Annotated in this window: 20 protein-coding genes and 1 tRNA gene; 18 read left to right on the top strand and 3 right to left on the bottom strand. The window is 53.7% G+C overall.

The window, feature by feature from the left end; genetic code table 11:
* Positions 1-194 precede the first annotated feature (194 nt).
* Positions 195-449, bottom strand: a complete 255-nt coding sequence (locus tag AC3Y7R_RS16525; RefSeq protein ID WP_490043173.1) for a hypothetical protein — start codon at positions 447-449, stop codon at positions 195-197.
* 379 nt (positions 450-828) lie between these two features.
* Positions 829-1,374 carry a peptide-methionine (R)-S-oxide reductase gene (locus tag AC3Y7R_RS16520; protein ID WP_490043172.1) on the bottom strand — a complete coding sequence of 182 codons (546 nt, stop codon included), beginning with the start codon at positions 1,372-1,374 and terminating at the stop codon, positions 829-831.
* A 328-nt stretch (positions 1,375-1,702) separates the two neighbouring features.
* Here AC3Y7R_RS16520 and AC3Y7R_RS16515 point away from each other — a divergent pair, with 328 nt between their 5' ends.
* The 3 genes from AC3Y7R_RS16515 (at position 1,703) to AC3Y7R_RS16505 (ending at position 2,883) form a co-directional block, all read left to right on the top strand.
* On the top strand, positions 1,703-1,864 hold the full coding sequence (locus tag AC3Y7R_RS16515; protein WP_490043171.1) for a hypothetical protein: 162 nt from the start codon (positions 1,703-1,705) through the stop codon (positions 1,862-1,864).
* 121 nt (positions 1,865-1,985) lie between these two features.
* Positions 1,986-2,061 (top strand) — tRNA-Trp (locus tag AC3Y7R_RS16510).
* A 36-nt stretch (positions 2,062-2,097) separates the two neighbouring features.
* Positions 2,098-2,883 carry an alpha/beta hydrolase gene (locus AC3Y7R_RS16505; protein ID WP_490043170.1) on the top strand — a complete coding sequence of 262 codons (786 nt, stop codon included), beginning with the start codon at positions 2,098-2,100 and terminating at the stop codon, positions 2,881-2,883.
* A gap of 9 nt (positions 2,884-2,892) precedes the next feature.
* On the opposite strand, the gene AC3Y7R_RS16500 is transcribed toward AC3Y7R_RS16505, so the two are convergent.
* Complete coding sequence (locus tag AC3Y7R_RS16500; protein WP_490043169.1) at positions 2,893-3,426, bottom strand: hypothetical protein; 534 nt, start codon at positions 3,424-3,426, stop codon at positions 2,893-2,895.
* 155 nt (positions 3,427-3,581) lie between these two features.
* Here AC3Y7R_RS16500 and secE point away from each other — a divergent pair, with 155 nt between their 5' ends.
* From secE to AC3Y7R_RS16425, 15 genes are all read left to right on the top strand, one after another.
* The gene (gene secE, locus AC3Y7R_RS16495; RefSeq protein ID WP_490043168.1) at positions 3,582-3,776 is read left to right on the top strand and encodes a preprotein translocase subunit SecE; all 195 of its coding nucleotides are present in this window, start codon (positions 3,582-3,584) and stop codon (positions 3,774-3,776) included.
* Between the two features lie 149 nt (positions 3,777-3,925).
* A complete protein-coding gene (locus AC3Y7R_RS16490; RefSeq protein ID WP_490043167.1) occupies positions 3,926-5,089 on the top strand; it encodes a trans-sulfuration enzyme family protein in 1,164 nt (387 codons plus the stop codon).
* A 220-nt stretch (positions 5,090-5,309) separates the two neighbouring features.
* Positions 5,310-5,843: a transcription termination/antitermination protein NusG gene (nusG, locus tag AC3Y7R_RS16485; protein ID WP_490043166.1), complete on the top strand. Its 534-nt coding sequence runs from the start codon at positions 5,310-5,312 to the stop codon at positions 5,841-5,843.
* 127 nt (positions 5,844-5,970) lie between these two features.
* A complete protein-coding gene (gene rplK, locus AC3Y7R_RS16480; protein WP_490043165.1) occupies positions 5,971-6,396 on the top strand; it encodes a 50S ribosomal protein L11 in 426 nt (141 codons plus the stop codon).
* On the top strand, positions 6,396-7,094 hold the full coding sequence (rplA, locus tag AC3Y7R_RS16475; protein WP_490043164.1) for a 50S ribosomal protein L1: 699 nt from the start codon (positions 6,396-6,398) through the stop codon (positions 7,092-7,094). The genes rplK and rplA overlap by 1 nt, the downstream gene beginning before the upstream one ends.
* 293 nt (positions 7,095-7,387) lie before the next feature.
* Positions 7,388-8,494: a Hint domain-containing protein gene (locus AC3Y7R_RS16470; RefSeq protein WP_490043163.1), complete on the top strand. Its 1,107-nt coding sequence runs from the start codon at positions 7,388-7,390 to the stop codon at positions 8,492-8,494.
* Between the two features lie 305 nt (positions 8,495-8,799).
* Positions 8,800-9,318, top strand: a complete 519-nt coding sequence (rplJ, locus tag AC3Y7R_RS16465; RefSeq protein ID WP_490043162.1) for a 50S ribosomal protein L10 — start codon at positions 8,800-8,802, stop codon at positions 9,316-9,318.
* A gap of 71 nt (positions 9,319-9,389) precedes the next feature.
* Positions 9,390-9,767, top strand: coding sequence for a 50S ribosomal protein L7/L12 (rplL, locus tag AC3Y7R_RS16460; RefSeq protein WP_490043161.1), 378 nt, complete (start codon positions 9,390-9,392; stop codon positions 9,765-9,767).
* 237 nt (positions 9,768-10,004) lie between these two features.
* Positions 10,005-14,144 (top strand): DNA-directed RNA polymerase subunit beta, encoded by a 4,140-nt coding sequence (rpoB, locus tag AC3Y7R_RS16455; RefSeq protein ID WP_490043160.1) that lies wholly within the window; start codon positions 10,005-10,007, stop codon positions 14,142-14,144.
* A gap of 90 nt (positions 14,145-14,234) precedes the next feature.
* Entirely contained in the window at positions 14,235-18,476 is a 4,242-nt protein-coding gene (gene rpoC / locus AC3Y7R_RS16450) for a DNA-directed RNA polymerase subunit beta' (protein ID WP_490043159.1), read from the top strand.
* 126 nt (positions 18,477-18,602) lie between these two features.
* Positions 18,603-19,523 (top strand): DMT family transporter, encoded by a 921-nt coding sequence (locus tag AC3Y7R_RS16445; RefSeq protein ID WP_490043158.1) that lies wholly within the window; start codon positions 18,603-18,605, stop codon positions 19,521-19,523.
* Positions 19,524-19,806: 283 nt separating this feature from the next.
* Positions 19,807-20,178, top strand: a complete 372-nt coding sequence (gene rpsL, locus AC3Y7R_RS16440; RefSeq protein WP_490043157.1) for a 30S ribosomal protein S12 — start codon at positions 19,807-19,809, stop codon at positions 20,176-20,178.
* 12 nt (positions 20,179-20,190) lie between these two features.
* Positions 20,191-20,661 (top strand): 30S ribosomal protein S7, encoded by a 471-nt coding sequence (rpsG, locus tag AC3Y7R_RS16435; protein WP_490043156.1) that lies wholly within the window; start codon positions 20,191-20,193, stop codon positions 20,659-20,661.
* 14 nt (positions 20,662-20,675) lie between these two features.
* Positions 20,676-22,796 carry an elongation factor G gene (fusA, locus tag AC3Y7R_RS16430; protein ID WP_490043155.1) on the top strand — a complete coding sequence of 707 codons (2,121 nt, stop codon included), beginning with the start codon at positions 20,676-20,678 and terminating at the stop codon, positions 22,794-22,796.
* Positions 22,797-22,885: 89 nt separating this feature from the next.
* The coding region (locus tag AC3Y7R_RS16425; RefSeq protein WP_490040068.1) for a GTP-binding protein at positions 22,886-23,027 on the top strand (142 nt) is incomplete at its 3' end.

Raw genomic sequence — 23,027 nt, 5'->3', positions numbered from 1 at the left:
TTGGCGCCGGTGTTGTGTCGAAGATTACTGAGTAACGGCGGCTTTGCCGTCGGGTGAGTGGCAGGTGACCTCTTGAGGTCACCGAGAACTTACACAGTTGTTATAGTGGCGGTGGGGTAAAACCCCACCCTACCGGATAGATCGAAGGCCGCTTCCCGAAAAGGAGGCGGCCTTTTGTTGTGAGCCGTAAAAACTTACTTGGCCAAGATGGCCTTGATACGGGACTTTTTGCTGCCATCGGAGACGTCACCGTCGATGACGTCTTTGATTTGTGCGACTTGGCTGAGGGATAAATCGTTGATGCCGGAGGTGTCGATCCCCATGGCGTTAAACGAGTTGTAAAGGGAGCCGGTCAGCATGTCGAAGCCTTGGCTGGCGCTGGATTGTGCGAAGGCGGGGGCGGAGGCCAGAGCTGCGACGGTTGCAAGTGCGATCATTTTCGTTTTCATCGGGTGTCCTTTCAAGGTTTTAAAGGGTGTCGGCCGTTACTGGCTGACCTCTAAACTTTGACGCGTGATCACGGCGCAGTAAAAACACGATGTCTTCACGTAACATCACCTAGGAAAAAGGGTTGACTGAAGGGGTGTGATAGTTGGCACTTGTCAATCGAAATAATTACTAACTTACTGATATATATAAATTTATATCCAATCTGAGAAGTGTGATTTCACGGAGCGGTGAGCGGTAGTGAGGCGCGGTTCTCAGCGGCAGATTGTTGCAATACCTCACGGTTTTGCGCGTCAAAATTGCGTGATTTGTCGATGGGGTGGGCATGAAAAAACCCGACCTAAGCCGGGTTTTGGGGCGCAGAAATGGTGTCCGTGAGAGTCAGCTTTGGGTCGGGCGGAAGTCCAGTGCGGTGCCGTTTATGCAATGTAGTTGCTGGCCCTCGACCTTGAGGATGTGGCCCAGATGACTGCCGCAGCGACGACAATGAACCTCCATGAAAGCGCCGGGGCCGAGGCTCATGCTGGCCCCGTATTCCGCAACGGGTCCGTCAATGCCAGTGAGCACGGCGTTGCGTTGGGAGTGTTTGAAGAAAGCCCAGCCCTTGTCGAGCACGACCTTCCACCGTCCGTCAAAGGCGGTCAGTTCGCAGCCTTTGCAATGGTAGAAGCCTTCGCGGGTTTCTTCCCAAAGGGGGCTGGTTTTCGGCAGCTCGGTGCTGCCTTTACGCAAGATTTTGTATTCGTCCTTGCTGAGCATGGCGTGCCATTCGTCGTCGGTGCGATTGATTTCATAGGTGAAATCTTCACTATCTGGCGTAGCCGTGGTGGCGCGTGCGCCGGTTGTTGCAAAGGCAGAGATGGCCGTCGCAGCCATGAACATGCGTCTTGAGAGGGCGTGTTTGGTGTCCGGTATTATCTGGGGCATAGCTTGATCCTTTCGCCTTTATACTAGGCCCTGAGGCCCCCCACGGCCTAAGCAAGCTTGTGTGAGTTGTTGTGCGGGTTTTATCACGCGGGCGTGACGCTGTGGGCTTTTCTGCACATGCAGTGTGCAGGCGCAGAAACAATATAAAAATCAAGTAAAAACAATTGGATAAGCCGGGTTATCGTGCTGCGGGGTGATCCGTAGGGTGTTTAAGTGAAATGAGGTCTTCCAATCCGCTGTGATGCCCCCAAATACCCCCATGCCGGACCAATGGCGGTCCGACCCTAACTCGAAGGGTGTCGAGTGTTCATCGAAAGGAACACACACGATGAAAAACGTAATTCTGTCTTTGGGGCTGGCGCTTGGCCTTAGTGTCGCGCCTGCTATTGCCTCGACCTCTGGCGTCTCGGAGCCGGTGGAAATTGAAACTTTATCCGATGCGCAATTGGACGCCTTGGTGGCGATTTTGTCCGGTTTGCCGCGTCAATAAAGCAAGGATGCCCCGCTTACCCGCATTTTTGCGGCAGGCGGGGCATCAAAACTGTTCCCCTCAATGCAGATGATGCCTTGCAAAGCCAGCCGCGCTTTTATAACACCTCCCCATTAAGTGCAGGGGATTAGCTCAGTTGGTAGAGCATCGGTCTCCAAAACCGAGGGTCGTGAGTTCGAGTCTCTCATCCCCTGCCATAGTTATTTGTTTATGTAGGGGGTAGGTCTAGGACCATGAAATGCGTCTCTGACATAATCTACGACCCGCGCCATGAGCTGGCGCTTGATTTGTATCTTCCAGATAATCTGACGGCGGACGCCTGCGTGATCTATGCACATGGTGGCGGATTTCGCCGTGGGCATCGCTCTCATGTCGAGACGGGGCATTTCGCGTTGAAGCTGGTTGAGGCGGGCTTCGCTATGGCGTCGATCAGCTACCGGCTGCGCACCGGGATGGATGCGTTCTCGGAAGAAGATGTCGCCCATATTGAGGGGCAAATGGCACGCACCGAGAAGGTTGGCATTGATCTTGCCCCCGCGCTTTACGGCCCGTCGTTTATCGCTGCGATGGAAGACATGTCGAATGCGATTGAGTTTTTGTGGGTCGAGGGCGAGCGATTGGGCATCACCTCTCGCAAGGTGGGTGTTTTAGGGGTTTCGGCCGGTGGTATTGGCGCGCTGGCGCTGGCCTATCCGCCGATGCCATGGGTGCGCCGGGTGTCGCGGCCAGATGCGGTTGTGGCTATTAGCTCTGCGATTGTGCAGCCATGGCGGTTGGAGGCGGACGGGCCGCCGTGTCTGATGTTCCATGGTCCCAATGACCGGATCGTTGATATGGGAAACGCGCAGTTGGGCGCGGCCCGCGCACAGCAAATTGGCGCACCAGTGTCATTGATTGATACCAAGGTTCCCGGACATGTGAGCCAAGTGGATGAAGTGCTGGATGGCTTTCACCCGGATGGCACGCCGTATATGCAGATGATTATCGACCACTTTGCACGATTGCGTGACGAGGATTAATCCGCGCGATTAGATTTCTTCGCCCTTCTTAAGCAATTTGTCGATCAGGTTGCGGTGCAATTGCCCGCTGTCCCCACCGCCAAACTGCATCGCGCCACCGGTGAACAATGTCCCGTAAGTACGCGCCAAGTTCACTGCTTGTCCCAGCCCGGAGATGAGCTGATCCTTTTCCAGCGGCGACAACGGATGGATGAATACTGCCCAGAGTTGCCCCTGTGCAATGGCGTAGCGCGCGTCTAAGGCGGTGTCGAAGTTGGCTTGCATGACGCGCAGCAACTCGGTGGCGTTCATCGCGTCGGCATTGCGGATTGGCACCATGGCTCTCATCCGGTCGGCGCGTGGGTCGGTAACAATGATGACAGGAATGTCAGAGATACTCATCTGAAAACTTGTCCCTGCTACTTTGGCATCGGGGTCCAAAGTGGTGATGATCTCGGCGAGGCGGGGCAGGGTCATTGGCGGCTCAGAAACGGCTGCATCTTGCGCGTATAACGGTGCGGCAAGGGCGATGATCAGGGCGGCGACGAGGGGGATAGATTTCATTGAGAACGGCCTTCCAAAAGGTAGCCTGATGTTAGGCAGGGGGAGGCATTTCGCCAATGCACCCTTTTGTGAGCACAGGATTCATTGGCGGCCCCCCTTGCAAAGCGGGGCGAGGGGCCGTAATTGACCCTTCATACAGAACCAAAGGTCCGATTATGGCACGCACAAATCCAGCACAGTTTATCCAGCAGGTCCGCGGCGAGGTCTCGAAGATCGTTTGGCCGACGCGCCGTGAAGTTATGCTGACCACGGTTATGGTCTTCATCATGGCGACGATCGCCTCGATCTTTTTCTCGATGGTGGACTTGGGCATTCGCTCGGGGCTGAATGCACTTTTCGGTATGTTCTAGACCATTTTTCACGGATCGTTACGTCAATAAGATGAATGCTTTGTAAGCCCGCGCGTGGTTTTGCCGGGCATGGTGTTGATTTTGCTGGCGGTGTAGTTGAATTTTAAGTCATGTAAGCCTTGGCGTTACTGCGTAAAAAGGGTGAAGAAATGACCGAAAAACAAAGCAATCGTAAGCTTTCTATGGCGACTAAGGTCGCCCAAGCCTTGCATTTCGTTGAAGAGGGGACGGGAGCTGTTGTGCCGTCCATCCAGCCCACCGCGACCTATGCTCGCGACGAAAATTATGAGATTCGCAAGCCGTTTTGGTATCGCCGCGATGGCAGTCAGACGACGGCACATGCAGAGGCCGTGATTTCCGAGTTGGAGGGGTCTGCTGAGTCGTTGCTGTTTGCATCGGGCATGTCAGCGGCCACAGCGGTGATCGAACATTTGCCGACGGGCGCACATTTGGTTGTTCCGAAGGTCATGTATCATGGTGTGTTAAAGCAGATCCAAACCTATGAGGCGAACGGGCGCATTTCTGTTAGCTATTACAGGGCTGGAAATCTAGACGAGATGGCAGCCGCAGTGCGTCCCGGCGAGACGCAACTGGTCTGGGCCGAGATCCCAAACAACCCCGATTGGGAGGTGACAGACATCGCCGCCGCCGCCGAGATTGCCCATGATGCAGGCGCCAAGCTTTTGACGGATTGCACAGGGACGCCCCCCAATTTGACGCGGGCATTGGATTTTGGGGCGGATATCTCGTTTCATTCGGCGACGAAGTATTTGAACGGTCATTCAGATGTGACAGCCGGCGTTTTGTCTGTACGTGAAACCGGCTCTTTTTGGGACGAGATTGCGCTGGTGCGCAACCTGCAAGGCACGGTGTTGCATTCATTTGATGCCTGGTTGCTGATCCGGGGTATGCGGACGTTGTTTTTACGTGTCGAGCGATCCTGTCAGAATGCCATGGCCGTCGCGCAGTACCTTGATAAGCATCCGCATGTTGAAAAGGTTCTTTATCCGGGCTTGCCCTCTGATCCGGGTCATGCCGTCGCCAAAAAGCAAACTGGCGGCCAATTTGGCGGGATGATCTCGTTCATCCCCAAAGGCGCGGAGCAAACGGCCATTGATGTCGCCCGTTTTTGTGAGGTGTTTTACCCCGCGACGTCGCTTGGTGGGGTTGAGAGCCTGATTGAGCATCGCAAAACAGTGTCGGGTCCGGATTTTCCTGTCCACCCACGCTTGCTGCGCTTGTCGATTGGGATCGAGGATGTGAATGATTTGATCTATGACTTGGATCAAGCGTTGTTGCGGACCGTAAGCTGATCTTGGATATATGATGCGGGTGCGGAAATATAGCTGCGCAACCCCTTGAAACTCAGGCGTTTGCGGCGTAATGCAGCCATCAACACGAACCTATAGCGCGTATCGATTCTAGGTGCGCGCTGTTTTCGTATCGGCGAGAGTCACCAAATTTATTTTGGTAACTTGTTGATAATATTGGAATTTTCCGGCATTGACCGGGGTAGATAGAGGCTCAGGCAAGATGGCAAAACGGTGGTATACGGTATCTGTGTTGTCCAACTTCGAGAAGCGGATCGCGGAATCTATTCGCGTCGCCGCTGAAGAAACTGGGCTGCAAGACGACATCGACGAAATTTTGGTGCCGACCGAAGAAGTCATTGAAGTGCGCCGCAATAAGAAAGTCACCGTCGAGCGCCGCTTTATGCCGGGCTACGTGCTGGTGCACATGGAAATGTCGGATCGCGGCTACCATTTGGTCAGCTCGATCAACCGCGTTACTGGGTTTCTTGGCCCGCAAGGTCGCCCGATGCCCATGCGTGATGCGGAAGTCCAAGCCATCATGGGCCGCGTCGAGGAAGGCCAAGATGCGCCACGCTCGACCATCGTATTCGATATCGGCGAGAACGTATCTGTCACAGACGGCCCATTCGAGGGCTTCGAGGGCATGGTCGAGGAAGTCGACGACGAGCAGCAGCGCCTGAAGGTGACGGTCTCGATCTTTGGCCGGGCCACCCCGGTCGAATTGGAATTCACACAGGTCACGAAAGCGTCCTGATGTGCATGTCGCGCTAAGGCGTGACTTTGAAGCGTGGGAGGTGAGCGGCACGCGTGCTGCAACCCAGACCACGGCAACGAGTAGCTTAAGGGTCGCGACCCGAGGGCGTTGAAAAAGGAGAGGCCCCATGGCCAAGAAGATCGCTGGTACGATGAAACTGCAGGTTGCTGCAGGTCAAGCCAACCCATCCCCACCCGTAGGCCCTGCGCTGGGTCAGCGCGGGATCAACATCATGGAATTCTGTAAGGCGTTTAACGCTAAAACACAGGATTTGGAGCCAGGTGCGCCTTGCCCGACCGTGATCACTTATTACCAAGACAAATCGTTCTCGATGGATATCAAGACGCCACCTGCGTCCTACTTCCTGAAGAAAGCGGCTAAGCTGAAGTCCGGCGCTAAAACACCTTCGCGTGAAGTTGTTGGCTACGTGAGCATCGCTCAGGTGAAAGAGATCGCCGAAGCGAAGATGAAAGATCTGAACGCCAACGATATTGAAGGCGCTATGAAGATCATTCTGGGCTCTGCCCGCTCTATGGGCATCGAGGTGAAGTAATGGCTAAATACGGAAAACGCACTACCGCCGCTCGTGAGCAATTCGCTGACAAGCGCAACGTGACGGTAGAAGAAGCTGTTGCTCTGGTTAAGAACAACGCCAAAGCTAAATTTGACGAGACCATTGATATCGCAATGAACTTGGGCGTTGACCCTCGTCATGCTGACCAAATGGTTCGCGGTGTTATTGCCCTGCCAAACGGCACCGGTAAAAACATGCGCGTGGCTGTGTTCGCACGCGACGCGAAAGCAGAAGAAGCCACAGCGGCTGGCGCTGACATCGTGGGTGCCGAGGACCTGATGGAAATCGTGCAATCGGGCAAAATCGACTTTGACCGTTGCATTGCAACCCCTGACATGATGCCAATCGTTGGTCGTTTGGGTAAAGTTCTGGGCCCACGCAACCTGATGCCAAACCCTAAGGTTGGCACTGTGACTATGGACGTTAAGGCTGCTGTTGAAGCTGCCAAAGGCGGCGAAGTTCAGTTCAAAGTTGAAAAAGCTGGCGTTGTACACGCGGGTATCGGCAAAGCGTCTTTCTCGGAAGAGAAGCTGGTCGAGAACGTTCGGGCCTTTATTGGTGCCGTGTCCAAAGCGCGCCCATCGGGCGTCAAAGGCAGCTATATGATCAAAATCGCGCTGAGCTCTACCATGGGCCCTGGTGTTACGATCTCGATCGACAATGCGACTGGTAACTAAGTTATAACGCATTGAGCGTTCTATATTTTAAAGGAAGGCGGGTCTGTTTGGCCCGCCTTTTTTTGTGCAAACTTGAGAACTTCACTTGAGGAGGTGCTGCTAATTTCAAATGAATTGTAGGCAAGGTTCACAGTGTCGCCAGAAGTTTACCGCGGCGCGGTCCTTCGTGAGACACTGTCTCCACGTAATGTTGTCACAACCACTGAAACAGGTGGGGTGGGGGATGCAGTGATTGCATCTGTAATTGATGGCACTACCGCATAACCAAGCTGGTATCGCCTGAGTGGGGTAACATGCCGTCTACATTTAATGTGATTTCCCTTGGTAACTTTGCTGAAATCGATGTCTACGAAGGGGATACGGTCACCGACCATGCCTATACTTTAGTGGGGCAGACATTTGGCAGTGCTGGAAATGCGCTGGTTAATAATTTCCAAAGCTTTTCAGCGGGCTCAACTGGTGCCAATGGTGGGACAGTCGGGGCCTTTGATGTTGATGGTTGGGCCGCGTATGAGACGTTCTCGATCGACGGTGGGGCGGAACAAGTCTTTGATGGTGCCGCAAGTTATTCTGTGACGATCACCTATGTTGATGGCTCCACCGCTACGGCCTCGGTTGCGGTTTTCCAAGATGCGAACGGAAATACATATCTGGCCCCAAAAAATGAGTTGGTGAATACCGATGAGGCCATTGCAAGTCAGGCAGCGCTTGAGGCAGGTGCAATACGCTCGATCACAATTGATAGCGTGGAGGCCAACGACTACGCAGGTCTGGGGGAGCTTCGCGAGACGTTTGACTATGTCACCTGCTTTACCACAGGTGTTCGAATTTCAACGCCGTCTGGGACAAAGGCAGTCGAGGATTTGCGGGAAGGGGATTTGGTCGCAACCAAGGACCATGGCGCGCAAGCGGTCCGCTGGGTTGGGTGTACTGAGGTCGCGGCGCGTGGCAATTTCGTTCCAATCCGCATTGCGCGCGGCGCGCTAGGTTTGGGGCTTCCTAGTGCTGAGTTGATCGTGTCCCCGCAGCACCGGATGTTGGTGCGCTCAAAGATTGTGCAGCGGATTGCAGGGGTGCAAGAGGTCTTGATCCCCGCCAAGAAGCTTTTGGATGTGCCGGGGGTTTCTTATGCCGACGATATGGATCGGGTGACGTATTTCCACATTTTGCTAGATCGCCATGAGGTTATTTTTGCAGAACACGCCCCGACGGAATCATTGCTGACCGGCCCTATGGCGCTAAAGTCTTTCAATGCGGAGACGCTGCGCGAGATACTTGCAATTTTTCCCAAATTGCTGGCGACGATAACTGAGCCAGCGCGTTGTATTCCAAGGGGGCATCAGATCCGGAGCATGATTGCGCGCCACCGCAAAAATGCGCAGCCGCTGCTACAAGTTTGAGTTGGGTCTTTGGGGTAAAGAAATATCAAGGAAATAGTGAGTTTGGGCTTTCAATTCATGGCTCACAGGCTTAATCAGCCTCATGCTTTAGAGCGCGCGATTCGTCACGCGCTCTTTTGCGTTTCGTCCGAGATGGTGGGTTGGGGGGTTAAACCCCTTTAATTCCTGCCTGAGACGGGATCAGACCAGATTGACTGTGGTGTAGACTTCAGGCGGTTCGGGCGTCCCGTTACGATGGACCCAACCGCCGGAGTAATCCGGTAGACTGAGCCGGAAGGGTAACCTTCCACAATTGGAGTGAAACTGTGGATAGAGCACTAAAAGAAAAATTGGTCGACGAACTCGGCCAAATCTTTGAAAGCTCTGGCGTCGTTGTGGTTAGCCACTACGAGGGTATCACGGTTGCTGAGATGCAAGACCTGCGCGCGCGTATGCGCGAAGTTGGTGGGTCTGTACGTGTCGCCAAGAACAGGCTCGCCAAAATCGCCCTCGAGGGCAAGCCGTGCGCAAGCATTGCAGAATACCTCGAAGGGATGACCGTTCTCGCCTATTCAGAGGACCCAGTTGCCGCCGCGAAAGTGGTGTACGACTATTCCAAGGACAACGACAAGCTCGTTATTCTTGGGGGTGCTATGGGTGAAAACGCGTTGGATGTCGCTGGTGTTAAAGCCGTGGCCGCCATGCCAAGCCGTGATGAGCTTATTGCTTCTATCGCGGGTTGCATCGGTGCCCCTGCTTCGAACATCGCCGGCGCGATTGGCGCACCTGCTTCGAACGTGGCAAGCATTCTCAGCACCATCGAGGAGCGCGCAGAAGCTGCGTAATCTTCGGCGATACCTTCGTGGAATTGAACACTGCACGTTGGAACACAACTTAATAGAACGGAAACAGTATAATGGCTGATCTGAAAAAAATGGCTGAAGAGATTGTCGGTCTGACACTTCTCGAAGCACAAGAACTGAAAACCATCCTCAAAGACGAGTATGGCATCGAGCCTGCAGCCGGTGGCGCAGTAATGATGGCTGGCCCTGCTGACGGCGGTGCCGGCGGTGGCGAAGAGCAAACCGAATTTAACGTAATCTTGGTCGCTCCTGGCGCATCCAAAATCGGCGTTATCAAAGAAGTCCGTGCCATCACTGGTCTGGGCCTCAAAGAAGCAAAAGATCTGGTTGATGCAGGCGGCAAAGCTGTCAAAGAAGGCGTCGACAAAGCAGAAGCTGAAGACATCAAAGCTAAACTGGAAGCAGTTGGCGCAGAAGTCGAGATCAAGTAATTGCCGCGCAGCCTAGCTGCGTAGCTTTTAAATTGGCTGGACCCGGTGAATTTCCGGGTCCAGCTTTCCGCGTCTCAGAGGGGGCTTTGTTGTAAAGCCCCCTCTCAGGAGCGGAATGGTTCGGGAGCACGTCCGTGGGAAGGCGCGCAGGTATTGAACTATTCTCCCTTGATCCAAGTGGTATGCCACCCGACCCCGGGGTGACATATCCGAGGAAATTGAAAGGCTTTGACGAGCATGGCTCAAACATACGTTGGTCAAAAACGCATCCGTAAATATTTCGGCAAAATTGATGAAGTTCTGGCTATGCCAAACCTCATTGAAGTGCAGAAATCTTCTTATGATCTCTTCCTGAAGTCCGGCGATCAGCTGGCTCCGATGGATGGTGAAGGTATCAAAGGCGTCTTCCAGTCGGTTTTCCCGATTAAAGACTTCAATGAGACCGCCATTCTGGAATTCGTTAAATACGAGTTGGAAAAGCCAAAATACGACGTTGAAGAATGTCAGCAACGCGACATGACTTACAGTGCGCCGTTGAAGGTGACACTGCGTTTGATCGTATTTGATTTCGACGAAGATACGGGTGCTAAGTCTGTCAAAGATATCAAAGAACAAGACGTGTTCATGGGCGATATGCCTTTGATGACGCCAAACGGCACTTTTGTTGTGAACGGCACCGAGCGGGTTATCGTTTCCCAGATGCACCGCTCTCCGGGTGTGTTCTTTGACCACGACAAAGGCAAATCCCATTCGTCGGGTAAATTGCTGTTTGCTTGTCGCATTATTCCATATCGCGGCAGCTGGTTGGACTTTGAGTTCGATGCCAAAGATGTGGTTTTCGCGCGTATTGACCGTCGTCGCAAATTGCCTGTAACGACCCTGCTTTATGCATTGGGTCTGGACCAGGAAGGCATCATGGATGCCTATTACGACACCGTTGATTTCAAAGCTGTGAAGAAGGGTGGCTGGTCCACGAAGTTCTTCCCAGAGCGGATCAAGGGCACCAAGCCTACTGCAGATATCATCGACGCCAAAACAGGCGAAGTGATTGTTGAAGCGGGCAAGAAGGTCACGCCTCGCGCCGTCAAGAAATTGATGGAAGAAGCTAATGTTGAAAACGTTCTGCTGCCGTTTGAGGGCATCATCGGGCGTTATGTTGCACGCGACATGATCAACGAGGAAACCGGCGAGATTTGGATCGAAGCTGGCGACGAGTTGACTTGGGAGTTCGACAAAAAAGGTGAAGAAGTTATCGGCGGTACGCTGAAAACTTTGGTTGATAACGGCGTTAAAATCATCCCAACGCTGGATATCGATAACATCAATGTTGGTCCCTACATTCGCAACACAGTTGCCGTAGATAAAAACTTTGGGCGCGATACTGCGCTGATGGATATCTACCGTGTGATGCGTCCGGGCGAGCCGCCCACCGTTGAATCCGCGTCTGCGCTGTTCGAGACATTGTTCTTCGATAGCGAGCGTTATGATCTGTCCGCCGTTGGTCGTGTGAAAATGAACATGCGTCTAGATCTGGACGCAGAAGATACTGTACGCACGCTGCGCAAGGAAGACATCGTTTCGTGCATCAAAGCGTTGGTTGACCTGCGCGATGGGCGTGGCAGCATCGACGATATTGACCACCTTGGCAACCGTCGTGTGCGCTCCGTTGGCGAGCTGATGGAAAACCAATACCGCGTTGGCTTGCTGCGCATGGAGCGCGCTATCAAAGAGCGTATGTCATCGGTCGAGATCGACACGGTTATGCCGCAAGATTTGATCAATGCGAAACCAGCGGCTGCTGCGGTACGTGAATTCTTTGGCTCTTCGCAGCTGTCGCAATTTATGGACCAAACCAACCCGCTGTCGGAAGTCACCCACAAACGCCGCCTTTCGGCGCTTGGACCAGGTGGTTTGACCCGCGAGCGTGCTGGCTTTGAGGTGCGCGATGTGCACCCAACCCACTACGGTCGTATGTGTCCGATTGAAACGCCCGAGGGGCCAAATATTGGTCTGATCAACTCACTGGCAACTTATGCCCGCGTGAACAAATATGGCTTCATCGAGACCCCATACCGCAAGGTTGTGGATGGCAAGGTAACGGACGATGTTCAATACATGTCCGCCACCGAAGAAATGCGTCACACTGTGGCGCAGGCCAACGCGAACCTTGATGAAAACATGATGTTCGTGAACGATCTGGTTTCGACGCGTCAATCGGGTGACTACAAGCTGCAAAGCAACGCCAATGTCGATCTGATCGACGTTAGCCCAAAGCAGTTGGTCTCGGTTGCGGCATCACTGATCCCGTTCCTTGAAAATGACGATGCGAACCGGGCCTTGATGGGCTCGAACATGCAACGTCAAGCTGTGCCATTGTTGCAAGCCGATGCGCCTTATGTGGGCACCGGGATTGAGGGCGTAGTTGCCACAGATTCTGGCGCTGCCATTCAGGCACGTCGCGGTGGTATCATTGACCAAGTAGATGCAACGCGCATCGTGGTTCGTGTAACTGACGATCTGGCTCCGGGTGATCCGGGCGTAGACATCTACCGTTTGCGCAAATTCCAACGCTCGAACCAAAACACCTGCATCAACCAGCGTCCGCTGGTGAAAGTTGGTGGTGTGGTGCGTGCAGGCGAAGTTATTGCCGACGGTCCATCCACTGACATGGGCGAGTTGGCCCTTGGTAAGAACGTGCTCGTCGCATTTATGCCTTGGAACGGCTACAACTATGAAGACTCCATTCTGATCTCCGAGCGCATTGCGCGCGACGACGTCTTCACCTCGATCCACATCGAGGAATTTGAAGTCGCCGCTCGTGATACCAAGCTTGGCCCAGAAGAAATCACGCGTGATATTCCAAATGTCGGCGAAGAAGCTTTGCGCAACCTCGACGAGGCTGGGATCGTTTATATCGGTGCTGACGTAGAGCCGGGCGACATTTTGGTCGGTAAGATCACACCGAAGGGCGAAAGCCCGATGACACCAGAAGAAAAACTTCTGCGTGCTATCTTTGGTGAGAAAGCCTCTGACGTTCGTGACACGTCGTTGCGTGTGAAGCCGGGTGATTTTGGCACAGTTGTTGAGGTGCGCCTCTTTAACCGCCATGGCGTTGAAAAAGACGAGCGCTCGCTGCAAATTCAGCGTGAAGAAGTCGAGCGTCTTGGTCGTGACCGTGATGATGAGATGGGCATTCTTGAGCGCAACATCTACTCGCGTCTGCAAGGCATGATCCTTGGCAAGAAAGCTGTGAAGGGTCCGAAGGGCGTTAAGTCCAATTCGGAGATTACCCCAGAGCTGTTGGAAACTTTGAGCCGCGGTCAGTGGTGGCAGTTGGCTTTGGCTGAAGAGACCGAAGCCGCCGCTGTTGAGGCGCTGAACGGTCAGTATGAATTGCAAAAAGATGCACTTCAGGCCCGTTTTGAAGACAAGGTTGAAAAAGTTCGCCGTGGTGATGACTTGCCACCGGGCGTGATGAAAATGGTCAAAGTCTTCGTGGCGGTGAAGCGTAAGCTGCAACCGGGCGATAAAATGGCCGGTCGTCACGGCAACAAAGGGGTTATCTCCAAAGTTGTACCGATGGAGGACATGCCGTTCCTAGAAGATGGTACTCCGGTAGACTTCTGTCTGAACCCGCTTGGTGTGCCTTCGCGTATGAACGTTGGGCAAATTCTTGAGACCCATATGGGTTGGGCTGCACGTGGTCTTGGCTTGCAAATCGGTGAGGCGCTGGACGAGTTCAAGCGCTCTGGCGATAGTCAGCCAGTACGTGACGCACTGGAGCATGCTTACGGTCCTGAGACCTTTAATGACGCCTTTGGCAACATGATCGAGACTGACATGATCGAATCCGCTGAGGCTGTGCGCCTTGGTGTTCCGATCGCGACGCCAGTTTTTGATGGTGCGAAAGAAAGCGACATCAACGAGGCTTTGACGAAAGCAGGCTTTGCCACTTCTGGGCAATCGGTTCTGTTCGATGGTCGCACTGGTGAGCAATTTGCGCGCCCTGTGACTGTGGGTGTCAAATACTTGCTGAAACTGCATCACCTTGTGGACGACAAAATCCACGCTCGTTCGACCGGGCCTTACAGCCTTGTCACGCAACAACCTCTGGGCGGTAAAGCTCAGTTCGGTGGTCAGCGTTTCGGGGAGATGGAAGTTTGGGCCTTGGAAGCATACGGCGCCGCCTACACCTTGCAGGAAATGCTAACGGTGAAATCGGATGACGTGGCTGGCCGGACGAAAGTCTACGAGTCGATCGTTAAAGGCGAGGACAATTTCGAGGCCGGTATTCCGGAATCGTTCAACGTGCTCGTGAAAGAAGTAAGGGGCCTCGGCCTCAACATGGAACTCCTGGATGCGGAGGAAGAAGGGTAGGGCGCAAAGTCTCTTTGAGACTTTGGAGGCAGACTTTCTGAGAAAGTCTGCGGCTCCCCTCCTCCAACACCCTGATTTAAGGAATTAAAGATGAACCAGGAACTAACAAACAACCCGTTCAATCCGATCGCTCCGCCGAAAAGTTTTGACGAGATCAAAGTATCTTTGGCATCCCCAGAGCGTATCTTGAGCTGGTCTTTCGGTGAAATCAAAAAGCCGGAAACCATTAACTACCGGACATTCAAGCCAGAGCGGGACGGCCTGTTCTGTGCGCGTATCTTTGGCCCAATCAAAGATTACGAATGCCTGTGCGGTAAATATAAACGCATGAAATATCGCGGCGTTGTCTGCGAGAAATGTGGTGTGGAAGTTACACTGCAAAAGGTACGCCGCGAGCGTATGGGCCATATCGAGCTGGCAGCACCTGTCGCTCACATTTGGTTCCTTAAGTCGCTTCCATCGCGGATCGGCCTGATGCTGGATATGACTTTGCGCGATCTGGAACGCATTCTCTACTTTGAGAACTACGTTGTGATCGAGCCGGGGCTGACCGACCTGATGTATGGTCAATTGATGACCGAGGAAGAATTTCTCGACGCGCAAGACGCCTATGGCATGGATGCCTTCACTGCCAATATCGGTGCTGAAGCTATTCGCGAAATGCTGGCAGCAATCGATCTGGAATCTGAGGCTGACACGCTTCGCGAAGATCTGGCTGTTGCCACTGGTGAATTGAAGCCGAAGAAGATCATCAAACGTCTGAAATTGGTTGAGAACTTCCTAGAATCTGGCAACCGTCCAGAGTGGATGGTTTTGACTGTTGTTCCAGTGATCCCACCAGAGTTGCGCCCATTGGTGCCGCTGGATGGTGGCCGTTTTGCGACGTCGGATCTTAACGATTTGTATCGCCGGGTGATCAACCGCAACAACCGCCTGAAGCGCCTGATTGAGCTTCGTGCGCCTGACATCATCGTGCGCAACGAGAAGCGTATGTTGCAGGAATCTGTGGATGCGTTGTTTGACAATGGCCGTCGTGGCCGGACCATCACGGGTGCTAACAAGCGTCCGCTGAAATCCCTGTCAGACATGCTGAAGGGTAAGCAAGGCCGCTTCCGTCAGAACCTTTTGGGCAAACGCGTCGACTTCTCTGGTCGTTCCGTCATTGTGACGGGTCCCGAGCTGAAACTGCATCAATGCGGTCTTCCCAAGAAGATGGCGTTGGAGCTGTTCAAGCCGTTCATCTATTCGCGTCTTGAGGCCAAAGGTTTGTCCTCGACCGTGAAACAAGCCAAGAAATTGGTTGAAAAAGAGCGTCCAGAAGTTTGGGATATCCTCGATGAGGTTATTCGCGAACATCCAGTGATGTTGAACCGTGCGCCAACCTTGCACCGTCTTGGTATCCAAGCGTTTGAGCCGGTCCTAATCGAGGGTAAAGCTATCCAGCTGCACCCGCTGGTTTGCTCCGCGTTTAACGCTGACTTTGACGGTGACCAAATGGCTGTGCACGTTCCGCTGAGCCTTGAGGCACAGTTGGAAGCGCGCGTCTTGATGATGTCGACCAACAACGTTCTATCCCCTGCAAACGGCGCGCCGATTATCGTGCCATCGCAGGATATGATCCTTGGTATTTACTACATCACCATGGAACGCGAAGGCATGGTTGGCGAAGGCAAGATCTTCTCGAATGTGGATGAGGTGCAGCACGCACTGGATTGCGGCGAAGTGCATTTGCACGCTAAAGTTCAAGCGCGTCTGCCGCAAATCGACGAGGAAGGTAACGAGGTGCTGACGCGCTTTGAGACTACTCCGGGTCGTATCCGTCTGGGTGCGTTGCTGCCGCTGAATGCAAAAGCGCCGTTTTCATTGGTGAACCGCCTTCTGCGTAAGAAGGAAGTGCAGCAGGTTATTGACACGGTTTATCGCTATTGCGGCCAAAAAGAGTCGGTGATCTTCTGTGACCAGATCATGACTTTGGGCTTCCGTGAAGCGTTCAAAGCCGGGATTTCGTTTGGTAAGGATGACATGATCATTCCAGACACCAAATGGCCAACCGTTGATGGCACCCGCGATCAGGTTAAAGAGTTTGAGCAACAGTACATGGACGGTCTGATCACTCAGGGCGAGAAGTACAACAAAGTGATCGATGCTTGGTCGAAATGTAACGACAAAGTCACCGATGCTATGATGAGCACCATCTCGACCACTGGTCGTAATGACGCCGGTGCTGAGAATGAGCCAAACTCGGTCTACATGATGGCCCACTCCGGTGCGCGTGGCTCGGTTACTCAGATGAAACAACTGGGCGGTATGCGTGGCCTGATGGCCAAGCCAAACGGTGAGATCATCGAGACACCGATCATCTCGAACTTTAAAGAAGGCCTGAGCGTTTTGGAGTACTTCAACTCCACGCACGGGGCGCGGAAAGGTCTGTCGGATACGGCGCTGAAAACGGCTAACTCTGGTTATCTGACACGTCGTTTGGTGGACGTTGCTCAGGACTGCATCGTGCGTATGCATGATTGTGGTACTGAGAATTTCATCAACGCTTCTGCTGCGGTGAATGACGGTGAAGTTGTAGCCACGATTGGCGAGCGTTTGCTGGGCCGTACGGCTGCGGAAGACATTTTGCTGCCGGGCTCTGATGAGATCATCGTCGCGCGTGACGAGTTGATCGACGAGCGCAAAGCCGACGCGATTGACGCGGCGGATATTCCAACCGCCAAGATGCGTTCGCCACTGACTTGTGAGGCCGACGAGGGCGTTTGCGCCATGTGTTACGGCCGTGACTTGGCTCGTGGTACGTTGGTGAACACTGGTGAAGCTGTCGGCATCATTGCCGCGCAGTCGATCGGTGAGCCGGGTACACAGTTGACGATGCGGACGTTCCACATCGGCGGCGTTGCTCAAGGTGGTCAACAGTCATTCTTGGAAGCCTCACAAGAGGGTAAGGTCGCGTTTGAGAATGCGTCCATTCTGGAGAATGCGTTCGGGGATAAAGTGGTTATGGGGCGCAATATGCAGCTCACAATCACGGATGCGAACGGGACCGAGCGTGCGCGTCACAAGATCTCCTATGGCTCCAAAATGCACATCAAAGATGGCGCCAAAGTTGCCCGTGGCGACAAGTTGTTTGAATGGGATCCCTACACTCTGCCGATCATCGCGGAAAAAGACGGTACAGCCCGTTTTGTTGATCTGGTCAGCGGCATCGCTATCAAAGACGAGACCGATGAAGCGACTGGCATGACGCAGAAGATCGTGGTCGATTGGCGTGCTGCGCCAAAAGGCAACGAGCTGAAACCCGAGGTGATCATTGAAGGTGCGGACGGCGAACCCATGCGTCTCGACAGTGGCAACCCCGCCACCTACCCAATGTCCGTGGGCGCGATTTTGTCCATTGAAGACGGTCAAGACATCAAAGCCGGCGACGTGGTTGCACGTATTCCGCGCGAGGGTGCCAAGACCAAGGACATTACTGGTGGTCTGCCGCGTGTTGCTGAACTCTTTGAGGCACGTCGCCCTAAGGACCACGCAATTATTGCAGAAATTGATGGCTATGTTCGCTTTGGCAAGGACTATAAAAACAAGCGCCGTATCGCGGTTGAGTCCTCGGATGATCCGGATGTTAAAGTTGAATACATGGTGCCAAAGGGCAAACACATCCCAGTGGTCGAAGGCGACTTCGTCCAAAAGGGCGACTACATCATGGACGGCAACCCTGCGCCGCATGACATTCTCGGCATTATGGGTGTGGAGGCTTTGGCCGACTACATGATCGACGAAGTGCAAGACGTGTACCGTCTGCAAGGCGTGAAGATCAACGATAAGCACATCGAGGTTATCGTTCGTCAGATGTTGCAGAAGTTCGAAATTCAGTCCTCCGGCACCACCACCTTGCTAAAAGGTGAACATGTCGACAAGGCTGAGTTTGATGCAGCTAATGAAAAAGCCGTTGCCAAAGGTGGCGAGCCGGCAGTTGGCGAGCCAATCTTGTTGGGGATCACCAAAGCCTCGTTGCAAACACGCTCGTTCATCTCGGCGGCATCTTTCCAGGAAACGACCCGCGTTCTCACCGAAGCCTCTACCATGGGCAAACGTGACAAGCTGATCGGCCTGAAAGAAAACGTTATCGTGGGTCGCTTGATCCCTGCTGGTACTGGTGGCGCGACGCAGAAAATGCGCCGTGTTGCGACTGATCGCGATAATGTGGTGATTGAGGCTCGTAAGGCGGAAGCCGAAGCGGCCTTGGCCTTGGCTGCCCCTGATGAAGCAGTCGAAGTGGATCCGCTGGACAGCATCATGGTTGAGACACCGGAGAGCCGCGACGAGTAGATTTGCTCTTAAACAGATAAAAAAGCCCTGCCCTAACCGGCGGGGCTTTTCCATTTTAGGGGTAAATTCCAACTCGGGGAACCAAGCATTCTGGTCACTACCTGAAACTGGTGATAGGGCGGGGAGATGGCACTTACCCCAAATGCGCGCGGCGCAATTTTTATGATGTCGTCGATGACAGCTTTCACCTTGAATGACGCGTGCATGAAGTTGCTGTCGGGGGAGATGCCGCTGTTTCAGGCATTGGCGCTTCGCTCTATCGGGGTGATTGTCTTCCTCGCCTTTGCCGCGTGGCGGGCGGGCAGCTTTCGCACTCGGGTAAAGCCGCGCGATCAGTTCCTTATCTTGTTGCGGACGCTCACAGAGATGGGCGCTGCGTATTTTTTCATTACGGCGTTGTTTCATATGCCCATCGCGGATGTGACGGCCATTCTACAGGCCTTGCCGCTAACAGTGACGCTTGCGGGGGCGGTGTTTCTGGGTGAGGCCGTCGGGTGGAAGCGTATGGCCGCCATTCTGGTTGGCTTTCTGGGGGTTTTGCTAATCCTGCGCCCGCCGTTCCTTTTTGGGCAGGAAAGCGGGTTTTCCACCTATTCGCTTTATGTCGTTGCAGCGGTGGCCTGCGTAACGGTGCGTGACCTATGCGCGCGACGCATTTCTGCCGAAGTCTCTTCCATGACCATTGCACTTGCGGCGGCGGGTGGGGTTATGTTGTTCGGCGTCGTGGGGGCCTTGGGGGAACCATGGCAGCCAGTCTCCAGAGCGTCGACTTTGTGGCTGGTGGGGGCCAGCTTCTTTATTATCGGAGGCTATATCTTTTCGGTGATGGCCATGCGGTCGGGCGAGATCGGCTTTGTGGCCCCGTTTCGCTACACCAGCTTGATTGTGGCGTTACTGTTGGGGCTACTGGTTTTTGGCGAATGGCCTGATAGTTTAACCTTGCTTGGGTCGGCCATCGTTGTGGCGACCGGATTGTTTACGCTTTACCGCGAGCGTGCGGCGTCGCGGAAATCTGCAAAAGGGCTGCGACCTAAAGAGCAGTTGTGATGAATTTTGGGCCGCACTGGAGGGGGCAGCGGTTGACACCCCGCGCGACTCCTTCTATCACGCGCGCAATCAGGTCGGGGATCGCTCGGCTTGCACTCACAATTTAGTGGTTCACGGTCCGGACACTTATTCGTCCCGATCCTCTGTAACTCCACCGCGCGGATCCCAGGTAGGGAAACCCGATGCGGGTCTTTGTGCTTGCGGACGCGCAAACGCGAACAGAATTTAAGCGGGTCGCGCGCGTGCGATCCAGATGAAGTTGAAACCAAGGGGACGATCCTCAATGCCAACGATCCAACAGCTGATCCGCAAACCGCGCCAGCCAAAACGCAAGACTTCCAAGTCGCTGCACCTAGAGCAATGCCCGCAAAAACGCGGTGTTTGCACACGTGTCTATACAACGACACCGAAGAAGCCGAACTCTGCTATGCGTAAGGTTGCCAAAGTGCGCCTGACCAATGGCTTCGAGGTCATTTCCTACATTCCGGGTGAAAGCCACAACCTTCAAGAGCACTCTGTTGTTCTGATCCGCGGCGGTCGCGTAAAAGACCTTCCGGGTGTCCGTTACCACGTCCTGCGCGGCGTGTTGGATACCCAAGGCGTTAAAGATCGTAAACAACGTCGTTCGAAATACGGCGCGAAGCGTCCGAAGTAAGGAAGATATTACATGTCACGTCGTCACGCCGCTGAAAAACGCGAAGTACTGCCGGACGCCAAATTTGGTGACCGCATTTTGACTAAATTTATGAACAACCTGATGATCGACGGCAAAAAATCTGCCGCCGAGCGCATCGTATACAACGCGTTTGATCGCGTTGAAGAGAAGCTGAAGAAAGCTCCTGTGGAAGTATTCCACGAGGCTCTCGAGCTGATCAAGCCTTCCGTCGAAGTGCGTTCGCGCCGCGTTGGTGGTGCTACGTACCAAGTGCCTGTCGAAGTGCGCCCCGAGCGCCGCGAAGCCTTGGCGATCCGTTGGTTGATCAAAGCTGCGCGTTCGCGCAATGAGCACACAATGGAAGAACGTCTTGCCGGCGAATTGATGGATGCCGTGAACTCCCGTGGTTCCGCCGTCAAGAAACGTGAAGACACCCACAAAATGGCCGACGCTAACAAAGCGTTCAGCCATTATCGCTGGTAAGGGGAGCATCTGATATGGCACGCGACTATCCCCTCGACCGCTACCGGAACTTCGGAATTATTGCGCATATTGATGCCGGTAAAACCACTTGTTCCGAGCGTATCCTGTTCTACACAGGCAAATCCCACAATATCGGCGAAGTGCACGATGGCGCGGCAACCATGGACTGGATGGAGCAGGAGCAGGAACGGGGTATTACAATTACTTCCGCTGCGACGACGACATTCTGGGAACGTACTGAGGACGGCACAAACCCCGATAGCCTCAAACACCGCATGAACATCATCGACACGCCGGGCCACGTTGACTTCACGATCGAAGTTGAGCGTTCCTTGGCTGTTCTTGATGGCGCGGTTACCGTTCTTGATGGTAACGCTGGTGTTGAGCCGCAGACTGAAACCGTTTGGCGTCAGGCTGACCGGTACAAAGTTCCGCGGATTGTGTTCGTCAACAAGATGGACAAAATCGGCGCGGACTTCTTCAACTGCGTTCACATGATCGAAGACCGCACGGGCGCTACTGCTATTCCAGTTGGCATTCCTATCGGTGCAGAAACCGAGCTGGAAGGTCTGATTGACCTTGTGACCATGGAAGAATGGTTGTGGGAAGGCGAAGATCTTGGCGCATCTTGGACCAAAGCTCCGATCCGCGACAGCCTGAAGGCGCAATCTGACGAATGGCGTGGCAAAATGATCGAAGCGGCCGTCGAAATGGACGACGATGCGATGGAAGCTTACCTGATGGAAGGCACAGAGCCTGACGTTCCTACTTTGCGTGCATTGCTGCGCAAAGGGTGTTTGGCGCTGAAATTCGTTCCAGTTTTGGGCGGTTCTGCATTCAAGAACAAAGGCGTTCAGCCTTTGCTTAACGCTGTGATCGATTATCTTCCATCTCCTTTGGATGTTGTTGACTACATGGGCTTTGCACCAGGCGATGAGACGGAAGAACGTAACATTGCACGTCGTGCAGATGACAACATGCCGTTCTCTGGTTTGGCGTTCAAAATCATGAACGACCCTTACATGGGTACTTTGACCTTCACGCGCGTTTATTCGGGTACGCTGACCAAAGGCGACAACCTGATGAACACGACCAAAGGTCGTAAAGAGCGTATCGGCCGTATGGTTATGATGCACTCCAACAAACAAGATGAGATCACCGAAGCATTCGCTGGTGACATCATTGCGCTTGCTGGCCTGAAGGACACCACAACCGGTGACACTTTGTCTGATGACAAAGATCAGGTGGTTCTGGAAACGATGACGTTCCCAGATCCAGTGATCGAGATCGCCATCGAGCCTAAGACAAAAGTTGACCAAGAGAAAATGTCTCTGGGCCTGCAACGTCTGGCAGCCGAAGATCCGTCCTTCCGCATTGAGACTGACATCGAGTCCGGTCAAACCATCATGCGCGGCATGGGCGAATTGCACCTCGACATCTTGGTGGACCGTCTGAAACGTGAGTTTGGTGTTGAAGCCAACATCGGCGCGCCTCAGGTTGCCTACCGTGAGACCATTGATCGCGAAGTCGAGCATACCTACACCCACAAGAAGCAGTCGGGTGGTTCAGGTCAGTTTGGCGAAGTGAAAATGATCATTTCCCCGACGGAGCCTGGCGAAGGGTTCTCATTCGAGAGCAAAATCGTTGGGGGTTCGGTTCCGAAGGAATACATCCCAGGTGTTGAAAAAGGCATCCGCTCGGTTATGGATAGCGGCCCACTGGCTGGCTTCCCTGTGATCGACTTCAAGGTTGTTTTGATTGACGGCAAGTTCCACGATGTTGACTCCAGCATTCTTGCATTCGAGATCGCAGCACGTATGTGTATGCGTGAAGGTATGCGTAAAGCTGGCGCCAAAATGCTTGAGCCAATCATGAAGGTCGAAGTTGTGACGCCTGATGAATACACTGGTGGCATCATTGGTGATCTGACATCACGTCGTGGACAAGTCCAAGGGCAAGACACTCGCGGTAACGCGATTGCCATCGACGCTTTTGTGCCACTGGCCAACATGTTCGGCTACATTAACACATTGCGCTCCATGTCTTCGGGCCGTGCGAACTTCTCCATGCAGTTCGATCACTACGACCCAGTGCCAAACGCAATCTCTGAAGAAATTCAGGCTAAATTTGCATAAACGGGATGGCGGGGAAATCCCCGCCCTACCGATCTTACGTTGGGTGGGGATTTCCCCGCCGCCCGCACCACTTTATCAAGGAGGCCATCATGGCTAAGGAAAAGTTTGAACGCAATAAGCCGCACGTTAACATCGGCACAATCGGCCACGTTGACCACGGCAAGACGACACTGACAGCGGCTATCACGAAGTATTTTGGTGACTTCCAAGCCTATGACGAGATTGATGGCG

The sequence above is a fragment of the Litoreibacter sp. genome, assembly GCF_058136045.1.
This window is presented reverse-complemented; position numbering and strand designations above follow the sequence as displayed.